21 protein-coding genes are annotated in these 18307 nt (G+C 44.6%); all 21 read left to right on the plus strand.

Features of this window, described 5'->3' with window-relative positions; all coding sequences use genetic code 11:
* Positions 1-16 precede the first annotated feature (16 nt).
* Positions 17-574 (plus strand): flagellar hook capping FlgD N-terminal domain-containing protein, encoded by a 558-nt coding sequence (locus tag MHH92_RS11050; protein WP_047842480.1) that lies wholly within the window; start codon positions 17-19, stop codon positions 572-574.
* Positions 571-954 (plus strand): TIGR02530 family flagellar biosynthesis protein, encoded by a 384-nt coding sequence (locus tag MHH92_RS11055; protein ID WP_036609362.1) that lies wholly within the window; start codon positions 571-573, stop codon positions 952-954. Before MHH92_RS11050 ends, MHH92_RS11055 begins: the two co-directional genes overlap by 4 nt.
* 81 nt (positions 955-1035) lie before the next feature.
* The gene (gene flgG / locus MHH92_RS11060; protein ID WP_237175959.1) at positions 1036-1851 is read left to right on the plus strand and encodes a flagellar basal body rod protein FlgG; all 816 of its coding nucleotides are present in this window, start codon (positions 1036-1038) and stop codon (positions 1849-1851) included.
* A gap of 68 nt (positions 1852-1919) precedes the next feature.
* Positions 1920-2141: a flagellar FlbD family protein gene (locus tag MHH92_RS11065; RefSeq protein WP_017689179.1), complete on the plus strand. Its 222-nt coding sequence runs from the start codon at positions 1920-1922 to the stop codon at positions 2139-2141.
* Positions 2141-2602, plus strand: a complete 462-nt coding sequence (locus MHH92_RS11070; protein WP_036609360.1) for a flagellar basal body-associated FliL family protein — start codon at positions 2141-2143, stop codon at positions 2600-2602. The genes MHH92_RS11065 and MHH92_RS11070 overlap by 1 nt, the downstream gene beginning before the upstream one ends.
* Positions 2603-2642: 40 nt before the next feature.
* Positions 2643-3641, plus strand: a complete 999-nt coding sequence (gene fliM, locus MHH92_RS11075; protein ID WP_036609359.1) for a flagellar motor switch protein FliM — start codon at positions 2643-2645, stop codon at positions 3639-3641.
* The gene (fliY, locus tag MHH92_RS11080; RefSeq protein WP_340903720.1) at positions 3631-4914 is read left to right on the plus strand and encodes a flagellar motor switch phosphatase FliY; all 1284 of its coding nucleotides are present in this window, start codon (positions 3631-3633) and stop codon (positions 4912-4914) included. Before fliM ends, fliY begins: the two co-directional genes overlap by 11 nt.
* A gap of 28 nt (positions 4915-4942) precedes the next feature.
* Positions 4943-5308: a response regulator gene (locus MHH92_RS11085; RefSeq protein ID WP_017689175.1), complete on the plus strand. Its 366-nt coding sequence runs from the start codon at positions 4943-4945 to the stop codon at positions 5306-5308.
* A gap of 11 nt (positions 5309-5319) precedes the next feature.
* Entirely contained in the window at positions 5320-5856 is a 537-nt protein-coding gene (locus MHH92_RS11090; RefSeq protein WP_100529395.1) for a flagellar biosynthetic protein FliO, read from the plus strand.
* Complete coding sequence (gene fliP, locus MHH92_RS11095; protein WP_036609355.1) at positions 5853-6608, plus strand: flagellar type III secretion system pore protein FliP; 756 nt, start codon at positions 5853-5855, stop codon at positions 6606-6608. The genes MHH92_RS11090 and fliP overlap by 4 nt, the downstream gene beginning before the upstream one ends.
* 25 nt (positions 6609-6633) lie before the next feature.
* The gene (fliQ, locus tag MHH92_RS11100; protein ID WP_017689172.1) at positions 6634-6903 is read left to right on the plus strand and encodes a flagellar biosynthesis protein FliQ; all 270 of its coding nucleotides are present in this window, start codon (positions 6634-6636) and stop codon (positions 6901-6903) included.
* Between the two features lie 10 nt (positions 6904-6913).
* Complete coding sequence (fliR, locus tag MHH92_RS11105; RefSeq protein WP_100529396.1) at positions 6914-7702, plus strand: flagellar biosynthetic protein FliR; 789 nt, start codon at positions 6914-6916, stop codon at positions 7700-7702.
* A gap of 23 nt (positions 7703-7725) precedes the next feature.
* Positions 7726-8808: a flagellar biosynthesis protein FlhB gene (gene flhB / locus MHH92_RS11110; RefSeq protein ID WP_181155343.1), complete on the plus strand. Its 1083-nt coding sequence runs from the start codon at positions 7726-7728 to the stop codon at positions 8806-8808.
* Positions 8809-8833: 25 nt separating this feature from the next.
* Complete coding sequence (gene flhA / locus MHH92_RS11115; protein ID WP_047842487.1) at positions 8834-10867, plus strand: flagellar biosynthesis protein FlhA; 2034 nt, start codon at positions 8834-8836, stop codon at positions 10865-10867.
* The gene (flhF, locus tag MHH92_RS11120) at positions 10864-12216 is read left to right on the plus strand and encodes a flagellar biosynthesis protein FlhF (RefSeq protein ID WP_340903723.1); all 1353 of its coding nucleotides are present in this window, start codon (positions 10864-10866) and stop codon (positions 12214-12216) included. The genes flhA and flhF overlap by 4 nt, the downstream gene beginning before the upstream one ends.
* Positions 12213-13100 carry a MinD/ParA family protein gene (locus tag MHH92_RS11125; protein WP_340903724.1) on the plus strand — a complete coding sequence of 296 codons (888 nt, stop codon included), beginning with the start codon at positions 12213-12215 and terminating at the stop codon, positions 13098-13100. Before flhF ends, MHH92_RS11125 begins: the two co-directional genes overlap by 4 nt.
* A gap of 32 nt (positions 13101-13132) precedes the next feature.
* A complete protein-coding gene (gene cheB / locus MHH92_RS11130) occupies positions 13133-14575 on the plus strand; it encodes a chemotaxis-specific protein-glutamate methyltransferase CheB (RefSeq protein ID WP_047842490.1) in 1443 nt (480 codons plus the stop codon).
* Positions 14576-14607: 32 nt separating this feature from the next.
* Positions 14608-16680: a chemotaxis protein CheA gene (locus MHH92_RS11135; RefSeq protein ID WP_340903725.1), complete on the plus strand. Its 2073-nt coding sequence runs from the start codon at positions 14608-14610 to the stop codon at positions 16678-16680.
* Between the two features lie 41 nt (positions 16681-16721).
* Entirely contained in the window at positions 16722-17183 is a 462-nt protein-coding gene (locus MHH92_RS11140) for a chemotaxis protein CheW (RefSeq protein WP_036609340.1), read from the plus strand.
* A 10-nt stretch (positions 17184-17193) separates the two neighbouring features.
* Positions 17194-17814, plus strand: a complete 621-nt coding sequence (locus MHH92_RS11145) for a chemotaxis protein CheC (protein WP_091017763.1) — start codon at positions 17194-17196, stop codon at positions 17812-17814.
* Positions 17807-18304, plus strand: coding sequence for a chemotaxis protein CheD (locus tag MHH92_RS11150; protein WP_017689162.1), 498 nt, complete (start codon positions 17807-17809; stop codon positions 18302-18304). Before MHH92_RS11145 ends, MHH92_RS11150 begins: the two co-directional genes overlap by 8 nt.
* Positions 18305-18307 lie beyond the last annotated feature (3 nt).

Raw genomic sequence — 18307 nt, forward strand, 5'->3', positions numbered from 1 at the left:
GAAATGAGGTGAGCATATGGCTAATGAAATTGTTTCAACGAATAATACCTGGCCGAACTATTCGGCAGCCAATAAAGCAACCACAAGTGCTGCAACAAAAGAATTGGGTAAAGATCAGTTTCTAAAAATCCTGATTACCCAGCTGCAAAATCAAGACCCGATGCAGCCGATGGAGGATAAGGAATTTATCGCTCAAATGGCACAGTTCAGCTCAGTGGAACAACTGGTCAATATTTCTACGCAGCTTAAAACATTGAACCAGTCCCTTGGTGCTGTATCCGGCATGATTGGCATGGAGGTAAGTTGGCTCTCTTCTAATAAAGATGATAACGGAACTCTTCGTCAGGGTATTGTAGATTCCATCATTGTAAGAGATAGCGTTCAATACGCAAAAGTGGGCAACGACGAGATTAAGCTGGATGAGATCATTCAGGTGAATTATCCAAAACAGGCAGAAGAGAGTCAAACTCCGGTACAGAACGTTCAGGATGTAACCCCTGAAACGAACGAGAGCCAGGAAGTTGAATCATCCGCTGAAACGGGTGATACGGAAGATAGCGGGAAAACGATATGAGTGATCGCATAACGGTTGGACAATTATACGCAGGCCCGATTACACCGAATATGCTTCAAAGACCCAAAACGGGAGAAGCTTCGGCTATACCCGAAAAACCTTTTGCAAAGGTGCTGGAAGATAATCTTCTGAAATTGAGCAATCATGCTGCCAAACGATTGGAACAGCGTGGTATTGAACTCAAAACCGAGCAAATGGAACAGATTGGTTCTGCTTTAGACAAAGCTGCTGCCAAAGGAGCCAAAGAGTCATTGATTTTAATGCAGGATATGGCTTTTATCGTCAATGTCAAAAATCGTACTGTGGTTACAGCTATGGACAGTGAGAGCATGAAGAATAATGTGTTCACTCAGATTGATAGTGCCGTAATCATTTCTTAACCGGCTGGCCCTTCTCGGGAGCCGGAATGCCGCTGACCGACTGATGCGGTAACCAAATGAAGACTGGGAGGATTTTTAAAAATGATAAAATCAATGTACTCAGGCGTTTCCGGGATGCGGGGTTTCCAAACAAAACTCGACGTAATTGGTAACAATATTGCGAACGTAAACACGGTTGGCTTCAAAGGCAGTCGGGTTATGTTCAAAGATATTATGAGCCAAACAACGGCAGGGGTAACTGCCCCTGGCGATGCAAGTGGTGGTGTCAATGCGAAACAAATCGGTCTTGGTGTAACGGTAGGTTCAATTGATACGCTGCATCTGGCAGGTAGCCCAATGACAACGAATAATCCAACAGATCTTCGGATTAATGGAGATGGATTCTTCTTGGTACGTTTGAGTGAAGATCAGGAAGTACCTTACCTGACTCGTGCAGGGGATTTTCATGTGGATGCTGCACGTAACCTTTTGACTTCGGATGGATTGTTTGTTCTGGATAACGGTGGTGGAAATATTACGATACCGGATGATGTTGTTTCCTTCACGATAGGTCAGGATGGAACAATTAACCAAACCATGGCAGACGGAACCATCGAAGCGGGTCCACAGATTGGAATAGGTAAAGTTGTCAATCCAGAAGGCCTTGAGAAAATTGGGGGCAACTTGTACCGTATGACAGCAAACGCGAATCCGGATGGGGCGCTGGAACCATTAACAGCGAACAGTGCTGAGGACGGAACAGGAGCAATCATTGCTGGACAGCTCGAGATGTCTAACGTGGATCTGACAGGAGAGTTTACTGAGATGATCGTAGCTCAACGTGGATTCCAGGCAAACTCCCGGATCATTACAACGTCGGATGAAATACTTCAGGAAGTTGTTAACCTGAAACGTTAATAACTGATTAATGAATTTTTAAAACGTGGGGGAGCTTGCTCCTCCCACTCTGATTAAGGGGGCTTAGCATGATTTCGGTTACGCGGTTAAATGGTTCTCCCATGTGGTTAAATGCGCTGATGGTTGAAATTGTGGAAGAGACGCCGGATACGTATATTACTCTGGTAACTGGAAAGAGACTGATTGTGCTTGAAAAAGCCGCTGACGTTATTTCCAAGATTAAAGATTACAACCGTGAAATCGGGGTTCAGGCAGCCACTATTAAAGTGCAGCAAACGGAGGAATCCTGATGAAAAAAATGATGCCCTGGCTTGCAACAATGTTGCTGGCAATAACACTCATTGTGGTGGTTGTGTTTGTATTTATGCAAGGACAGAACGGGAATAAGGACGACACACATACGGCGGCGGCTTCAGAAGCCAAGAAGATGACTGCGGATGAGATTGTAGAGGTTTCCTCTGAGCTTGGAGAAATTAAAACCAATTTGGCTGATACGGATCATGTTGTAGTTGTCAGCTTCTCATTCAAGTTGTCAGACAAAACAGCCAAAGAAGATTTCGAGAAAATCAAAGAAATTACAGTGAAGCCTATTATCATTCAGACGTTTGCGGATACAAAGTCTGAGGAGCTGGCTACAGCGAAGGGCCGCGTACAATTTAATGAGAGATTGACGGGGCTAATTAATGAAGCTTTACCTGAAGGTAAGTTGAGCAGCACCAGTTTTTCAGCTTTTGTAATGGCGCCAATGTAAATGAACAGAACACGCTGTAGACCTGTAAGGGGGTGAGAACATGGTGGATGTATTATCACAAAATGAGATTGACGCCCTATTAGCAGCCCTTTCTTCTGGTGAAATGGACGCAGAAGAATTGAAGAAGGAAGAAACTCAGAAGAAAATTAGATCGTACGATTTTAAGCGGGCAGTGCGTTTTTCCAAAGACCATATCAGAAGCTTGACTCGTATTCACGAAAACTTTGCACGCTTTCTCACCACTTATTTTTCAGCCCAACTGCGGACGTTCGTTCAAATCAATGTCGTTCAGGTCGAACAGTTGCCTTATGATGAGTTTATCCGTTCTATTCCTAAGATGACGATATTGAACATTTTTGAAGCGGAGCCACTACAGGGACGAATGGTGATGGAAGTCCATCCAAACGTGGGATATGCGATGTTGGATCGCCTGCTTGGTGGAACCGGAATTGCTCCAACCAAGATCGCATCCATGACGGAGATTGAGACTACCATCATGGAGCGGATATTCAGCCGAGCATTTGAAAGTTTGCAGGAAGCATGGAAGACTGTGTTGGATATTTCCCCAAGGATGGAAGCGCTCGAGACCAATCCGCAATTTATGCAGATTGTGTCTCCCAATGAGACCATTGCTCTGATCTCGCTCAGTACCAAAATTGGTGACACGACAGGCATGATCAATCTATGTATACCGCATGTCGTTCTTGAACCTATTATGTCACGGTTGTCAACTCATCAGTGGTTTGTTTCGGAGAAGAAAACGAGAGCTCCGGAGGAGTATGATGCTCTAAAAGAGCGTGTGAACAAAGCCAAGTTACCAATCGTTGCGGAATTGGGAGAATCGAGAATTTCAATTGCAGAATTTCTGGGTCTGTCCGTTGGTGATGTCATTACATTGAACAAACCAGTTGATGAGGGACTTTCCATTAAAGTGGGTGACAAACTGAAATACATGGGCAGTCCGGGGACAATCAAAGACCGTGTGGCTGTGCAAATAGACAAGATTGTCACCGAAGGAGTTGAAGAATTTGACGAGTAAGGATTATTTATCCCAAGAAGAAATCGATGCTTTGCTCAGGCAATCGGAATCGATAAACAGCTCGGAACCCGCTGAAAAGACGGTTGATGATTTTTTGACCGAGCTGGAGCAGGATGCCTTGGGGGAGATTGGTAACATTACATTTGGTAGCGCGGCAACAGCCTTATCCACGCTATTAGGCCTCAAAGTAGATATTACAACACCTAAAGTTTCTATCATTAGTCGAACGCAGTTTGAAGAAGCTTTTCCTAAGCCACATGTTGCCGTTCATGTGAATTACGTGGATGGATTCGAAGGCATTAACTCACTTGTTATCAAGAAGAGAGATGCCCAAGTCATCGCTGATTTGATGTTGGGTGGCGAAGGAAATCCGGTCGATGAAGAACTGAATGAAATCCATATTAGTGCAGTACAGGAAGCAATGAACCAGATGATGGGTTCCTCAGCAACCTCAATGTCCACGATTTTTAATCGTTTTGTGAATATTTCCCCTCCGGGAATCGATATTCTCAATCTGGAGAGTGGAGAGGGTGTAAGTAATCTTCCAGCAGATGAGACACTTATCCAAGTTTCATTTCGTTTGTTAATCGGGGATCTGATCGATTCCAATCTGATGCAGTTGCTTCCAGTACATTTTGCCAAAAGCATGGTAGATATGCTGATTGGAGGCGCTCAGGAGTCAACTGCCAGCGCACCAGTGGCATCAACACCTGAACCTGCGCCAGCAGCTGTACCAGCAACGCCACCACCGGTTGCGGAGCAGCCGCCCGTTCAGCACCAACAGGCTCCACAGGCTCCACAGGCTCCACAACAGCCTGCTCAGGACTATAACGGATATGGACAGGCCCCGATGGGTATGCCTCAAGGAATGCCGCCACAGCAGCCGTATGGCATGCCACCGCAGCAACCTAATGGTGCACCTCAACATTACGGTGGAATGCCAAATAGGAATGTTAACGTACAACCAGTTCAATTCGCCAATTTGCAAAATGGGGCGTATGGTCAGGTAGACGAAAACAATTTGAATTTATTGATGGACATTCCCCTTAAGGTCACCGTAGAATTAGGAAGGACCCAGAAGCAAATTAAAGATATTTTGGAACTGTCACAGGGTTCGATTGTCGAACTGGATAAGTTAGCCGGGGAACCTGTCGATATTTTGGTGAATAACAAACTGATCGCCAAGGGAGAAGTTGTCGTTATTGACGAAAACTTTGGTGTTCGTGTTATAGATATCGTTAGCCAATGGGACCGAATTCAGAAATTACAATAAGCACAATTTAGGGAGGACTTGAATCAAGATGGCAAACCGAATTTTAGTCGTAGACGACGCTGCATTTATGAGAATGATGATCCGGGACATTTTGTCCAAAAATGGATATGAGGTTGTTGGTGAGGCACAGGATGGCTCACAAGCAATTGAGAAATTTAAAGAGCTTCGTCCGGATCTGATCACAATGGATATTACGATGCCTGAGATGGACGGCATTGCAGCTTTGAAAGAAATCAAGAAGATTGATGCTAACGCTAAAGTAATTATGTGCTCCGCGATGGGTCAACAAGCGATGGTAATCGACGCTATCCAAGCAGGTGCTAAAGACTTTATCGTTAAACCGTTCCAATCTGACCGGGTTATCGAAGCGATCAGCAAGACACTGGGCGTTTAAGAGACATGATGATGGCTCAGGGTGATATTCCAGGAGGAGCTGGCGTGGGAAGTAATTATTATTTACAGCTTGTATGGGTGATTGTTGTCCTGGCCGTCATCCTGGCCCTTATTGTTTATCTGATCCGTTTTCTAAACAAAAGGAATCAGCAAATGTTCCGGCACGGCACAATTCGTACCCTGGGCGGAGTTGGACTGGGGCAAAACAAGTCGTTGCAAATTATGGAAATTGGTGGATGTGTATATCTGCTTGGTGTAGGTGAAGACATCCAGTTGATAGATAAGGTTTCGGATCTGGAAGAGGCCCAAAGAATCATTGATTCCTTCGAACGAGATGCTGCTGCACAACAAGGAAATCTCTCACCTCTCATTGCCAAGCTCACAAAACGTTTCCGTAAAGAAGAACCGCCGCGGGAAATGGAACTAGAGGACACAACTTCTTTTCACGAAATGTTTGAATCCAAACTTCGGCAGATGCCTAACCGTAAAGAGAAGATGGAAAAGCTCCTGGATAAAGACAATACTACAGATCGGTCGAGGGATTCATGAAGAAAAAGATTTGGTTAGCGTGTTGTTTATTAGGACTTATCAGTCTGGCATCTGTAACGGTTGCCTTTGCCGAACCCATTCCGAATATTGATATTCAGATTGGAAACGGTGATGGAGGGACACCAAGCACGAGTTCACTGTCCATCATTCTGTTAATTACGGTGCTTAGTATTGCTCCAGCAATGCTTGTACTGATGACCAGTTTTACCCGGATTGTAATTGTGCTCGGTTTTATACGTACATCTTTGGGTACACAACAAATGCCACCCAATCAGGTGCTGGTCGGTTTGGCGCTATTTCTGACACTTTTCATTATGTCGCCGACGTTGTCTTCCATAAATCAGGTAGCGCTTCAGCCCTATCTCCAGGGAGAGCTTACGCAAACCGAGGCACTTGAAAAAGCAGCGGATCCCATGAAGAAATTTATGTTTAGTCACACCAGAGAAAAAGATCTTCTGCTATTTATGAAGTACAATCAGACTGAACAACCAAAGACCTATCAGGATATCCCAATTACTGTTATGGTGCCGGCATATGTAATCAGTGAGTTGAAGACAGCATTCCAGATGGGGTTTATGATTTTTATTCCGTTTCTGGTTATAGACATTGTTGTCGCGAGTACACTCATGGCAATGGGGATGATGATGCTTCCGCCGGTCATGATCTCATTACCTTTCAAAATACTGCTCTTTGTCCTTGTGGACGGGTGGTATCTGGTTGTCAAGTCACTGTTACTGAGTTTTAACACTTGATCCGGAAAGTTAAAGGAGGACGGTCATGACTTCGGAATTTATTATCGGTCTGGCCGGGAAAGCGGTATACACGTCATTGCTGGCCAGCGCACCTATGCTTATACTAGCTCTGGTTGTAGGACTTGCAATCAGTATTTTTCAAGCGACAACTCAAATTCAGGAACAAACATTAGCTTTTGTGCCCAAGATTGTTGCCGTACTTCTGTCAGTACTTTTGTTTGGACCCTGGATCTTAAATATCTTGGTCGATTTTACGTTTAACATTCTCGATAATCTATACAGATACATAGGGTAGGCTTTAGCAGATGGAGACATTGTTGCAAAGTTTCCCTGTCGCTCTGCTTATGTTTTGTCGAATCACATCATTTTTTGTAACTGCGCCAGTTTTTTCGGCTCGAAATGTGCCGGCTTCAGTTAAAATAGGTATCTCTGCATTTGTCACATTATCTGTCTATCTGATTTACGGAATAGACCAGACCGTACCCACAGACCTGAGTTATGTCTTATTGATCATCAGAGAGATTCTAATTGGCCTGCTTTTAGGTTTTGTGGCTTATCTGTTGATGACGGCAGTTCAGACTGCGGGGACCTTTATCGATCTACAGATCGGTTTTGGTATGGCCAATGTATACGATCCAATGACAGGTGCTTCAGCTCCACTTACGGGTAACTTGAAGTATGCATTTGCTATGCTTCTGTTTCTGACGATGAATGGTCACCATTATTTGCTGGATGCGATAGTTTACAGTTACCGGTGGGTACCATTATCTAATGTGTTTTTCATACGGTTGGCAGATGGAAGTATTGCTGAATTTTTGATTCAGACCTTAGGTCAATCATTTATGCTGGCTTTTCAGATGTCGGCTCCGATTGTAGTTGCGTTGTTTTTGACGGATGTTGGATTGGGTTTTTTGGCCAAAACTGCTCCTCAATTTAATGTATTTGCAGTTGGGTTGCCGCTTAAGTTACTCGTTGGTCTTGCTATTTTGCTTTTGCTGGTTCCCAGTTTCTCCTTTGTATTTAGTCAATTGTTCGAAGCGATATTCAGATCGATGGAAAAATTGCTTGGAACCATTGGACAAAGGCCCGGCTGAGTGAAACGGAGGAAAAGACACGGATGAAACTTCAACTCGACCTCCAGTTGTTTTCAGGGGAGAAGACGGAGAAAGCTACCCCGAAAAAGAGACAGGATACACGAAAAAAAGGACAGGTTGTAAAAAGCGCTGAACTATCTGGCGCATCCATTCTCCTAATCGTGTTTTTGATCATGATGGTATTCAGCAATTTCTATAAAGAACGTATAGTTCGTCTGTTTACTGATATCTTCATCAATCGATTGAGTATGGATATCACCGGAGAGAATGTGATGGCGCTTATGATGCGCTATGGCATTGAAGTTTTGTTATTGATCGCTCCCATTTTGCTGGGTGCGTTCCTGGTTGCTTTGATCGTTAACTACATGCAAGTTGGTTTTCTTCTTGTAGGGGAAGGATTGAAGCCAAAACTTGAGAAACTGGACCCGATTAAAGGTTTCAAAAATATATTCTCTCTCCGCTCATTAGTGGAATTTGCTAAATCCATTTTGAAAATGTCGATTATCGGTTATCTCGTTTACAGTACAATTAAAGGCTACCAGTCAGATATTGCTTCACTTTCTCATTTTTCATTGGATGCTATTTTACATTTCGCTGCGTCGATCACTTTAAGTCTTGGTATCAAGATTGCAGTGGCATTAATGATACTTGCGATATTTGATTACATGTATCAGAAGTATGACCATGAGAAGAAGATTCGTATGTCCAAGCAAGACATCAAAGACGAGTACAAGAAAATGGAAGGTGATCCGCTGATCAAAGGTAAAATCCGGGAACGCCAGCGTCGTATGGCTATGCAGCGTATGATGCAGGAAGTGCCAAATGCGGATGTAATCATCACGAACCCGACCCACTTTGCGGTTGCGCTAAAGTATGAAGGTTCCGAGATGGAGGCACCACAGATTATTGCCAAAGGTCAGGATTATGTCGCCTTGCGTATTAAGGAAATAGCCAAAGAAAACGGTGTTATTACGATGGAAAACAAGCCGCTGGCACGGGCATTGTTCCAGAGAGCCGAGATTGGTGACGCTATACCGGCCGATTTGTTCCAAGCGGTAGCTGAAGTGCTGGCTTATGTATATAAACTAAAGGGCAGAACGAAATAAAAGGGGATCGGAGGCCGTACATTCATTGAAGATTAAAGATATAGCTGTCCTTGCGGGTATCATTGGCATTGTGTTGATGATGATTCTTCCGATCCCGACCTGGCTGTTGGACTTGTTGCTGGTCGTCAATATTTCAATTGCACTGATGATACTCCTTGTTGCAATGAACAGCAAAGAAGCGTTGCAGTTTTCTATCTTTCCAGCTTTGCTGTTGATCACTACACTATTCCGACTGGCTCTGAACATTTCGACTACCAAGCTAATTCTTGGTGATGGGGATGCTGGAGCTGTAGTTGCTACCTTTGGTAGCTGGATTGCTGGAGGACAGATTGCAATTGGATTTATCGTGTTTTTGATCCTCGTTGTCGTTCAGTTTATCGTTATTACAAAGGGGTCTGAGCGCGTAGCTGAAGTTGCTGCCCGATTCACCCTCGATGCGATGCCTGGTAAACAAATGAGTATTGATGCGGATCTGAATGCGGGTCTGATCAACGAGCAACAAGCTCGTGAGCGTCGTTCCAAAATTGAACGTGAAGCCGATTTCTATGGAGCGATGGATGGAGCAAGTAAATTCGTAAAAGGTGACGCAATTGCAAGTATTATCATCCTCCTGATCAATCTCATTGGTGGATTTATTATCGGTATGACTGTGCATGGGATGGCTTTCGCAGATGCGATGGCAACGTACTCTGTACTGACTATCGGAGATGGATTGGTAAGCCAAATCCCTGCTCTGCTTATTTCCACAGCAGCAGGACTTATCGTCACCAGAGCGTCATCAGAAGGAAACCTGGCAGATGATATTACGGGGCAACTGTTTACATATCCAATACTAATTTATATCGTAGCTTTCGTTATTGCCATGCTCGGTTTCTTCACACCAATTCATGTTATTACTACGCTTCCGTTGGCAGGTGTGTTGGCATATGCCGCGTGGCGTATGCAGAATAATCTGAATTTGAAACAAGTAGCGGAAGAACAGTTGGAAGAAGAACAGCAGATTGAAGAGGTTAGAAGTCCTGAAAGTGTAATTAACCTGCTTCAGGTGGACCCTATTGAGTTTGAATTTGGTTATGGTTTAATCCCGCTTGCTGATAATCAGCAGGGTGGGGACTTATTGGATCGGATCATTATGATTCGGAGGCAGTGTGCTCTTGAACTGGGGTTGGTCGTTCCGGTTATACGGATTCGAGATAATATCCAGCTCAGACCCAATGAGTATGTTATCAAAATCAAGGGTAATGTGGTAGGTGGCGGAGAACTGTTGTTGAATCATTACCTTGCCATGAGTCCTGGCTATGATGAGGAGTCTGTGACAGGTATTGAAACGACGGAGCCTGCTTTTGGGCTTCCGGCACTATGGATAGATGAAGTGACCAAAGACAGAGCCGAACTTGCAGGATATACGGTTGTTGACCCGCCTTCCGTTGTGGCTACACATCTGACGGAACTGATTAAGAAACATGCGCATGAGTTACTTGGAAGACAAGAGACAAAAGCACTTGTGGATAATCTCAGAGAGAACTACTCTGCCCTTGTGGATGAACTGATCCCTTCTCTACTTTCCATTGGTGATGTACAGAAAGTGCTTGCCAAGTTATTGCGTGAGAAAATATCTATTCGAGATATGGTGACCATCTTCGAGACACTGGCTGACTATGGTACGTATACGAAAGATCCTGATGTGCTGACTGAATACGTCAGACAATCCCTCTCACGTCAGATTACTCAGCAGTTCTCACAGAAAGGTGAGACACTTCGAGTGATTACGGTTGGACCTGGTCTTGAGAAGAAAATTGCTGAAAGTGTGCAACAATCGGATCAAGGCAGTTATCTTGCGCTAGACCCTGTATCTACACAAAGTGTATATCAGAAGCTCAGTGAACAAGTGAACCGTTTGATTCAATCAGGTCAACAACCTGTTGTATTAACTTCTCCAACCATTCGGATGTATCTGCGTCAGGTTATTGAACGTACTATGCAGGACATTCCTGTGCTTTCCTACAGCGAGTTGGAGCCGAATGTTGAAATTCAAAGTATCGGGGTGGTGAACTTATGAGAGTAAAACAATACGTTGTTGAGACCATGCCCGAAGCTATGCTTCAAATTCGCAAAGACCTGGGAAGTGATGCCGTTATTCTGTCCACCAAAGAGATTAAGGTGGGCGGTGTGATGGGAATGTTTCGCAAAAAACGGATCGAAGTTGTAGCTGCAGTGGATAAGGAAGAAAACAAGCAAACAACAAAGCCAGTACAAAATCAATTCACACCTGTACCTCGTGCATTTGTACCTGAGGCTTATCGGCAAACAGCTCGTTCGTTTGTTGCGGCTTCTGATGAGTCGGTGACAACGAATACAGCTGATCAAAGTGTACAGGACCAATCTGCGGCTGCACCGTCTGTGTTTGAATCGCGTAATATCGGTTCAAACATAGACAGCGGCTCAGGTTCTTCAAGCACGGATCATAAACCGCGACCGCAAGGGGCGGATTTTTCGGGTTCAACAACTGGTCCGAAGCCAACAGGTTCAGACCTGCACCAGGATAAGTTGATGACTGAATTGCAGGATCTTAAACAGATGGTGACCAGGCTTTCAAAGCAAGGTACTTCTGCAGACCCTGTGCCAGAGGAACTGCATACGATCCGAGAACGTTTGACAGAACAAGATGTTTGGCCTGAAGTATGGGAATCCTGGTTTGATTCAATTCAAGCAAAATGGTCTGAGAATGGATTAAAAGAACAGGATGTAGAGCAAATAGTGAAGCTTGAGGTTATGCACTTTTTGGAGCAACGTATTGAAGAAGGCATTCTTCCTACCACGCGAATCGTCTATGTAGCTGGACCAACCGGTGTAGGGAAAACTACGACAATTGCAAAATTGGCTGCTGAACAAATGTTCAAAAAACAGCGTAAAGTTGGATTCATTACATCAGATACGTATCGGATCTCGGCGGTAGAACAGCTTAGAACGTATGCATCTATACTGAATGTTCCACTTGAGGTGGTGCAATCGCCTGGTGATACACAACGTGCCATTTCTCGATTAGAGAATTGTGATTTGATCTTTATGGATACAGCGGGTAGAAACTACAGAAATGAATTACTTGTTTCGGAACTGCAAAGTTTGCTTGCTCCTGTAGAGAATAGCGAAACCTTTCTGGTAATGAGTATGACTTCCAAAAGTGCTGATATGGTGCAGATCACGGAACATTTCAGTAAATATGGACTGGATAAGGTGATTTTCACCAAAATGGATGAGACTGGGAGCTGCGGTCCGCTATTTAACTTGTTACACCGTTTTCCACTCAAGCTCGCATATGTGGCAAATGGACAAAATGTTCCGGACGATTTGTTGAAACCAGATGCAGATTCGTTGTCCAAACAGTTGCTGGGAGAATGGTCACAATGAAGGATCAGGCAGCTGCACTTCGAAGTATGGTCTCCGCGCCATTGGAATTGGAAGGCATTGAGCGAGATATTCGATCCTCGAAAATCATTACTGTGGCCAGTGGTAAGGGAGGTGTTGGCAAATCCAATTTCACACTGAACTTTGCCTTGGCATTGCAGGCTTTGGGGCAAAAGGTACTTGTATTTGATGCCGATATTGGAATGGCTAATATTGATGTTCTTATGGGTACGTCTTCTTCCTATAATCTTTACCACCTGTTGTACCGACAAAAATCCATAAGGGAAATCATACAACTGGGTGCCAGTGGCTTGCCTTACATTGCTGGAGGATCGGGCATGAAAGAGTTGTTCTCATTGTCTGATCGTGATCTGGAGTTCTTCGCCAGTCAAGTCGAGGATATTGCCCAGGAAATGGATTATGTCATCTTTGACACTGGGGCAGGACTCTCCAGAGAGAATATGAAGTTCATCGGTGCTGCTGATGAATGCCTGATTATAACTACACCTGAACCGACTTCAATAACCGATGCTTATGCTTTAGTCAAAGTTATGCACGGCCAGGAAAATGCTACGCCCTTTCGGATGATCGTTAACCGGGTGGAAGACGAACGAGAAGCGGAACGGGTGGCAGAAAAAATAGCTGGAGTGGCGAGGCGGTTTTTGCAGACGGATATTCCGTTGCTTGGGTATATTTCAGAAGATGCCCAGGTAGTCAAGGCGGTTAAAAGGCAAATGCCCTATAGTCTGGCTTATCCGAATGCCAAAGCCTCTAAAGATATAGAGAAACTTGCTCTTCGTTATCTGGCTGTACCTGCAACTCCGGGATCCGGAACCTTGACAGGAATCAGGGGATTTATGAATAAGTGGCTTAGACGGACAACATGATTTCTGAATAAAGGAAACAGGGGTGACACAACATGGCGGCGTATCAAGTATTGGTTGTCGATGATTCCGCTTTTATGCGTAAGATTGTTACGGATTTGATCCAAGCGGATCCGGAATTCAAGGTTACGGCAACGGCATCAAACGGTAGAGAAGCGATTCAAAAATCACTAGAATTGAAACCCGATATTATTACAATGGACGTTGAGATGCCCGAAATGAATGGGTTGGATGCATTAAAATCAATTATGAAGGAATCTTTCGTTCCTGTGATTATGCTCTCTGGTATCAATGAACAAGGCATGAAAGAAACCATTATGGCGCTTGAAGCCGGGGCATTTGACTTCATTCGCAAACCATCTATTTCACATGACCAGGATATTGCTCAAGTTGGTAAAGCCTTGGTTGAGCGCATGCGTGCTGCGATGAATGAGATCAAAAGAAAAGCTGATCGTGAGTTATCCATGAAAAATAGAGACATGTTGCGAGGAGCAGTTGCTCCCCCAACTCAGCCAGTGCAGAAAGAACTGCCGGCTAGGGATCGAGCGGAGCCTGTGAAAAAAACGATCGAACCTGTCGAGACGATTCAACGCTCTCTTCGAGAGCGGACTGAAGCCTTTCAGGCCAAAGCAAAGAAACCAATTGAACCATTGTCACCTTCAAAACCAGGTCGCGTAGAGAATAAACCGGAGCCTTTGCCAAAGGCTGAACGTAATTTGGGGACGAAGGCAGAAAAAGCAGTGAGGTCAGCTAATCCAGTACAGACTCCAAAGGAAGTTCGACTACCTAATGCAGCTAGAGTGGCAGCTGATCAAATAGCGGCAACTTCTGCCTCTGCAAAAGCCAAGGATGTAATCAAGCCTAATCCTGTTCCCAAAGGTGGAGGGGGGCTGGAAGGACCATTCAACAAACTTGTGGCAATAGGTTGTTCTACGGGTGGACCGAGGGCTCTCAAGACATTGCTCGAGCAGTTGCCTGCTGATTTGCCTGCACCGGTCATTATTGTGCAGCATATGCCGCCCAATTTCACACGTTCTCTGGCTCAACGATTGAATACATTCAGTCCACTGCATGTGGTTGAAGCTGAAGAGGGCATGGTTCTGAAAAAAGGAACCGCCTATATAGCACCCGGCGGATTCCATGTGAAAGTTAACAAAACAGCAGACGGGAAGTTTATCGTGAAGCTGACTGAAGATCAACCAGTGAATGGCCACAGACCTTCAGTGGATACGATGTTTGAGTCACTTCTGCCGTTTACATCTTTACAAAGGCATCTTGTTTTGCTGACGGGAATGGGAAGTGATGGAGCACGTATGATGAAGAGATTATACGAAGCTGGAGTTACATCAACCTTTGCCGAGAATGAAGAAACATGTGTTGTATATGGTATGCCGCGTTCTGCTGTAGAGCTGCAATGCGTTCGTCATCTTCTGCCATTGCAGGAGATTGCGTCTAAACTTGTTCAAGCAGTGAAATAACGGAGTGTAACTCACGGAGGAGGTGCCTCACAATGGACATGAACCAATATTTATCCATGTTTATTGATGAGTCTAATGATCATCTGCAATCGCTTAACGAAAACATGCTTCAACTTGAAGGCAATCCGGAAGACCTGGGCATAGTTCAGGTTATATTCCGCTCTGCTCATACCTTGAAGGGTATGGCAGCAACTATGGGCTTTGAAGATTTGGCATCACTGACACATAAAATGGAAAATGTGTTGGATCTGGTTCGTAATGAGAAGTTGAAAATGCAGGATTACATTTTTGATACCATGTTCAAGAGTCTGGACGCTTTGGAAACCATGGTTCAGGATATTACCGAAGGTGGACAAGGTAAAGCAGATGTGTCGTCAATCGTAGCTTCACTTCAAGCCATTGAAAATGGTGAAATGACAAACGGTAATGGACCTGGTACAGAAACAAACAAGCCGGCTAACGCTTCAATCTCTTCGGCTGTGGAGCTGGATGAATTCCAATATTCAGTGCTGGATCAGTCGATCGCCGAAGGTCATCGTGTGTTCTACGTGGATGTGCTTGTTAGCGAGCATAGCCAGTTAAAAGGTGTACGGGCTTATATGGTCTTTGATATGCTGGAACGTTCAGGTGAAGTCGTTAAGGCTTACCCATCCGTTCAGGATATTGAGCAGGAGAAGTTTGAGCGCAGTTTCTCGTTGTATTACATAACAACTAAAGAGGCGCACGAACTGGAAGAAGGCATCATGAGTATCTCTGAAATTGAAAGTGCAAAGCTCATTCAACTGGATCAGGAGACTCTTCAGCAGATGGCCAATCAGGTAGCAGCTACAGTTGAAGCGCCACCCGCACCAACAGCTGTAGCTGAGGTTGCTTCGCCGGATAAGAATTCTGTACCCAAAGAAGAAGCCACAACGGCACCAGCTAAAACAGCTGCACCGAAGCAAGCTGCTGCACCTTCACGTACCATTCGTGTGGATATTGAACGTCTTGACGTATTGATGAACCTGTTCAGTGAATTGTTGATTGACCGTTCACGTCTGGAGCAACTGGCCAGTGAAACAGGCAACAATGATTTATCCGATACAGTAGCTCATTTAAGTCGAGTTAGCACAGATTTGCAAAATATTGTACTTAAATTGCGGATGGTTCCGGTAGATACCGTATTTAATCGATTCCCGCGCATGATCCGTGATCTGGCTAAGACACTTGATAAAAAAATCGATCTGGTGATTACAGGTGCTGAGACGGAACTGGATCGTACGGTAATTGATGAGATTGGTGATCCGCTTGTGCATTTACTGCGTAACGCGGTTGACCATGGTGTGGAATCCATTGCAGAGCGTGTAGCTGCAGGTAAACCAGAGATGGGTACAGTAAACCTGCGTGCCTTCCACAGTGGAAATCACGTATTTATCGAGATTGAAGATGATGGTAAAGGTATCTATCGCGACAAGCTTTTGAAAACCGCGATCAAACGTGGTGTTGTAACCGAAGAACAAGGTGCCAAGATGAGTGACGATGAAGTGAATCAACTGTTGTTCGCACCTGGTTTTAGTACTGCTGATATTATCTCGGATATCTCTGGCCGGGGCGTTGGCTTGGATGTAGTAAAATCGAAGATTACTTCGCTTGGCGGTAATGTAACGATTCATTCAACTCCAGGCAAAGGCACGAACTTCTCTGTTCAGCTTCCGTTGACACTATCCATTATTGCTGCAATGCTTGTACGACTTGGTTCAGAGAAATATGCTGTTCCGTTGTCCTCCATTGTAGAGACGGCCATTGTACAACGTGAGCAAGTTCGTAATATCCACGGCAATAAAATGATCACGTTCCGTGAGTCACTGATTCCGTACTTGTCTTTGAGCGAAGTATTCTCTGTACCGGATTTCAATGACGCTGATGAGCAAGAAACAGAAATTGTCGTGATTCGCAAAGGCGACCGTCTTGCAGCCGTAGCTGTTGAAGAATTTATTGGACAAAGTGAGATTGTTCTCAAATCAATGGGAACCTATCTTCCTGCTATTGAAGGAATCTCTGGAGCAACCATTCTCGGAGATGGACAAGTAGCCCTGATTCTTGATCCTAATGCATTTATTAAATAAGCATAGAGCTAAGTCTTACATTTAATAGGGAGGTTTTTTACATGGAAGAAGAGTTGAAAGTCATCGTCTTTAAATTGGGTTCCGAAGAGTATGGTATTGAGGTAGACAAGGTTCAGACGATTGAGCGCATGATGCCAATTACCCGTGTTCCCAAGACACTTTCCTTTGTAAAAGGAGTTATTAATCTACGCGGTGTTGTAATTCCAGTCATTGATCTACGCGGTCGTTTCTCCCTTCCGGAAACGGAATACACGGATCAGACTCGTATTGTTATCGTAGGTGTAGACGACATGCAAGTTGGCTTTATCGTAGATTCTGCTAATGATGTTATTGATATCAAAAGCAGTGCGATCGATAGCCCCCCAGAAGTGGTTGGCGGCGTCAAAGCGAGATACCTGCGAGGTGTTGCTAAATTGGAAGATTCACGCTTGTTGATTATGCTCAACCTAAACGAAGTATTAAATAAAAGCGAGATTGTACAGCTGGAAAGTGTTGAGGGCTAGTACCGTGGAGATGTTCAACCGATTTGAGGTATTCCAGATGGATGTGCTCAAAGAGGTCGGTAACATTGGAGCAGGCAACGCCGCAACGGCGTTGTCTCAACTCCTCAACAGACCGATTGACATGGGTGTACCTACAGTACAAATGCTCCCTTTTGAAGAAGTTGCCGAAAAAGTGGGCGGAGATGAACGCATCGTGGTTACCGTGTTTCTTCGTGTAGAAGGCGAAGCACCGGGAAATCTTTTCTTTATGATGACACCAGAGGCTGCTAAAATGTTGTTGAATAGACTTGCCGGGTTTGATCTGAAAGAAGGACTCGATTTTACAGATATGGAACAATCAGCGCTTTCCGAGATTGGAAATATTTTGGCTGGATCCTATCTTTCTTCTCTGGCAGATTTCACGAAGTTGTCTATGTATCCAACTGTCCCTGGACTTGCCATCGACATGGCAGGTGCCATTCTAAGTTATGGCTTGCTGCAATTTGGCGAGATGGGTGACGCTGCATTGTTGATTGACACATCTTTCTTTGAAGGTGAAGATCAAGTTGAGGGTCAGTTTTTCCTCATTCCGGATCCACCATCCTTTGCAAAGATATTTGAATCGCTAGGGGTGCCACTGAGCCATGATTGAGGACAAAAGCGTCGTTAAAGTCGGTATGGCGGATTTAAACATCGCTCATCTTCCTGGTGTAATCCGTACGACTGGCTTGGGTTCGTGTGTGGGATTAACAATGTATGACCCACATTTGAAGCTGGCTGGAATGGCGCATGTCATGCTTCCTACTTCAGAGATCGCCCGTGAGGGGAAACTGAACACTGCGAAATATGCGGATACGGCGTTGCCTGAGCTTTTGGAAAAGATGATTAAACTAGGCGCTTCTCACTCACGTATTGTGTCTAAAATGGCCGGAGGCTCTCAGATGTTTGCCTTTGCTGGCGCTGGAGATACAATGCGTATTGGACCAAGGAATGCAGATTCTTGTCGAGAGTGGCTTCAAAAACTCAATATCCCTCTTCTAGCAGAAGATACGGGTGGGAATTATGGACGAACGATTGAGATGGATTGTGAAACTGGACTTTTGACTATTCGAAGCGTACAAATGGGTGTAAAGGAACTATAAGAC

Source organism: Paenibacillus sp. FSL M7-1414, from assembly GCF_038003195.1.
GTDB classification, from domain to species: domain Bacteria; phylum Bacillota; class Bacilli; order Paenibacillales; family Paenibacillaceae; genus Paenibacillus; species Paenibacillus amylolyticus.

Excerpts from the sequence above, each read along its gene's own strand:
- flhF (WP_340903723.1), top strand. The coding sequence starts at position 10,864 with ATGAGAGTAAAACAATACGTTGTTGAGACCATGCCCGAAGCTATGCTT.
- flhB (WP_181155343.1), top strand. The coding sequence starts at position 7,726 with ATGAAACTTCAACTCGACCTCCAGTTGTTTTCAGGGGAGAAGACGGAG.
- cheB (WP_047842490.1), top strand. The coding sequence starts at position 13,133 with ATGGCGGCGTATCAAGTATTGGTTGTCGATGATTCCGCTTTTATGCGT.
- MHH92_RS11065 (WP_017689179.1), top strand. The coding sequence starts at position 1,920 with ATGATTTCGGTTACGCGGTTAAATGGTTCTCCCATGTGGTTAAATGCG.
- MHH92_RS11090 (WP_100529395.1), top strand. The coding sequence starts at position 5,320 with ATGGCTCAGGGTGATATTCCAGGAGGAGCTGGCGTGGGAAGTAATTAT.
- MHH92_RS11085 (WP_017689175.1), top strand. The coding sequence starts at position 4,943 with ATGGCAAACCGAATTTTAGTCGTAGACGACGCTGCATTTATGAGAATG.
- fliM (WP_036609359.1), top strand. The coding sequence starts at position 2,643 with ATGGTGGATGTATTATCACAAAATGAGATTGACGCCCTATTAGCAGCC.
- fliQ (WP_017689172.1), top strand. The coding sequence starts at position 6,634 with ATGACTTCGGAATTTATTATCGGTCTGGCCGGGAAAGCGGTATACACG.
- flgG (WP_237175959.1), top strand. The coding sequence starts at position 1,036 with ATGATAAAATCAATGTACTCAGGCGTTTCCGGGATGCGGGGTTTCCAA.
- MHH92_RS11050 (WP_047842480.1), top strand. The coding sequence starts at position 17 with ATGGCTAATGAAATTGTTTCAACGAATAATACCTGGCCGAACTATTCG.
- MHH92_RS11055 (WP_036609362.1), top strand. The coding sequence starts at position 571 with ATGAGTGATCGCATAACGGTTGGACAATTATACGCAGGCCCGATTACA.
- MHH92_RS11145 (WP_091017763.1), top strand. The coding sequence starts at position 17,194 with ATGTTCAACCGATTTGAGGTATTCCAGATGGATGTGCTCAAAGAGGTC.
- MHH92_RS11140 (WP_036609340.1), top strand. The coding sequence starts at position 16,722 with ATGGAAGAAGAGTTGAAAGTCATCGTCTTTAAATTGGGTTCCGAAGAG.
- fliP (WP_036609355.1), top strand. The coding sequence starts at position 5,853 with ATGAAGAAAAAGATTTGGTTAGCGTGTTGTTTATTAGGACTTATCAGT.
- fliR (WP_100529396.1), top strand. The coding sequence starts at position 6,914 with ATGGAGACATTGTTGCAAAGTTTCCCTGTCGCTCTGCTTATGTTTTGT.
- MHH92_RS11150 (WP_017689162.1), top strand. The coding sequence starts at position 17,807 with ATGATTGAGGACAAAAGCGTCGTTAAAGTCGGTATGGCGGATTTAAAC.
- MHH92_RS11135 (WP_340903725.1), top strand. The coding sequence starts at position 14,608 with ATGGACATGAACCAATATTTATCCATGTTTATTGATGAGTCTAATGAT.
- MHH92_RS11070 (WP_036609360.1), top strand. The coding sequence starts at position 2,141 with ATGAAAAAAATGATGCCCTGGCTTGCAACAATGTTGCTGGCAATAACA.
- MHH92_RS11125 (WP_340903724.1), top strand. The coding sequence starts at position 12,213 with ATGAAGGATCAGGCAGCTGCACTTCGAAGTATGGTCTCCGCGCCATTG.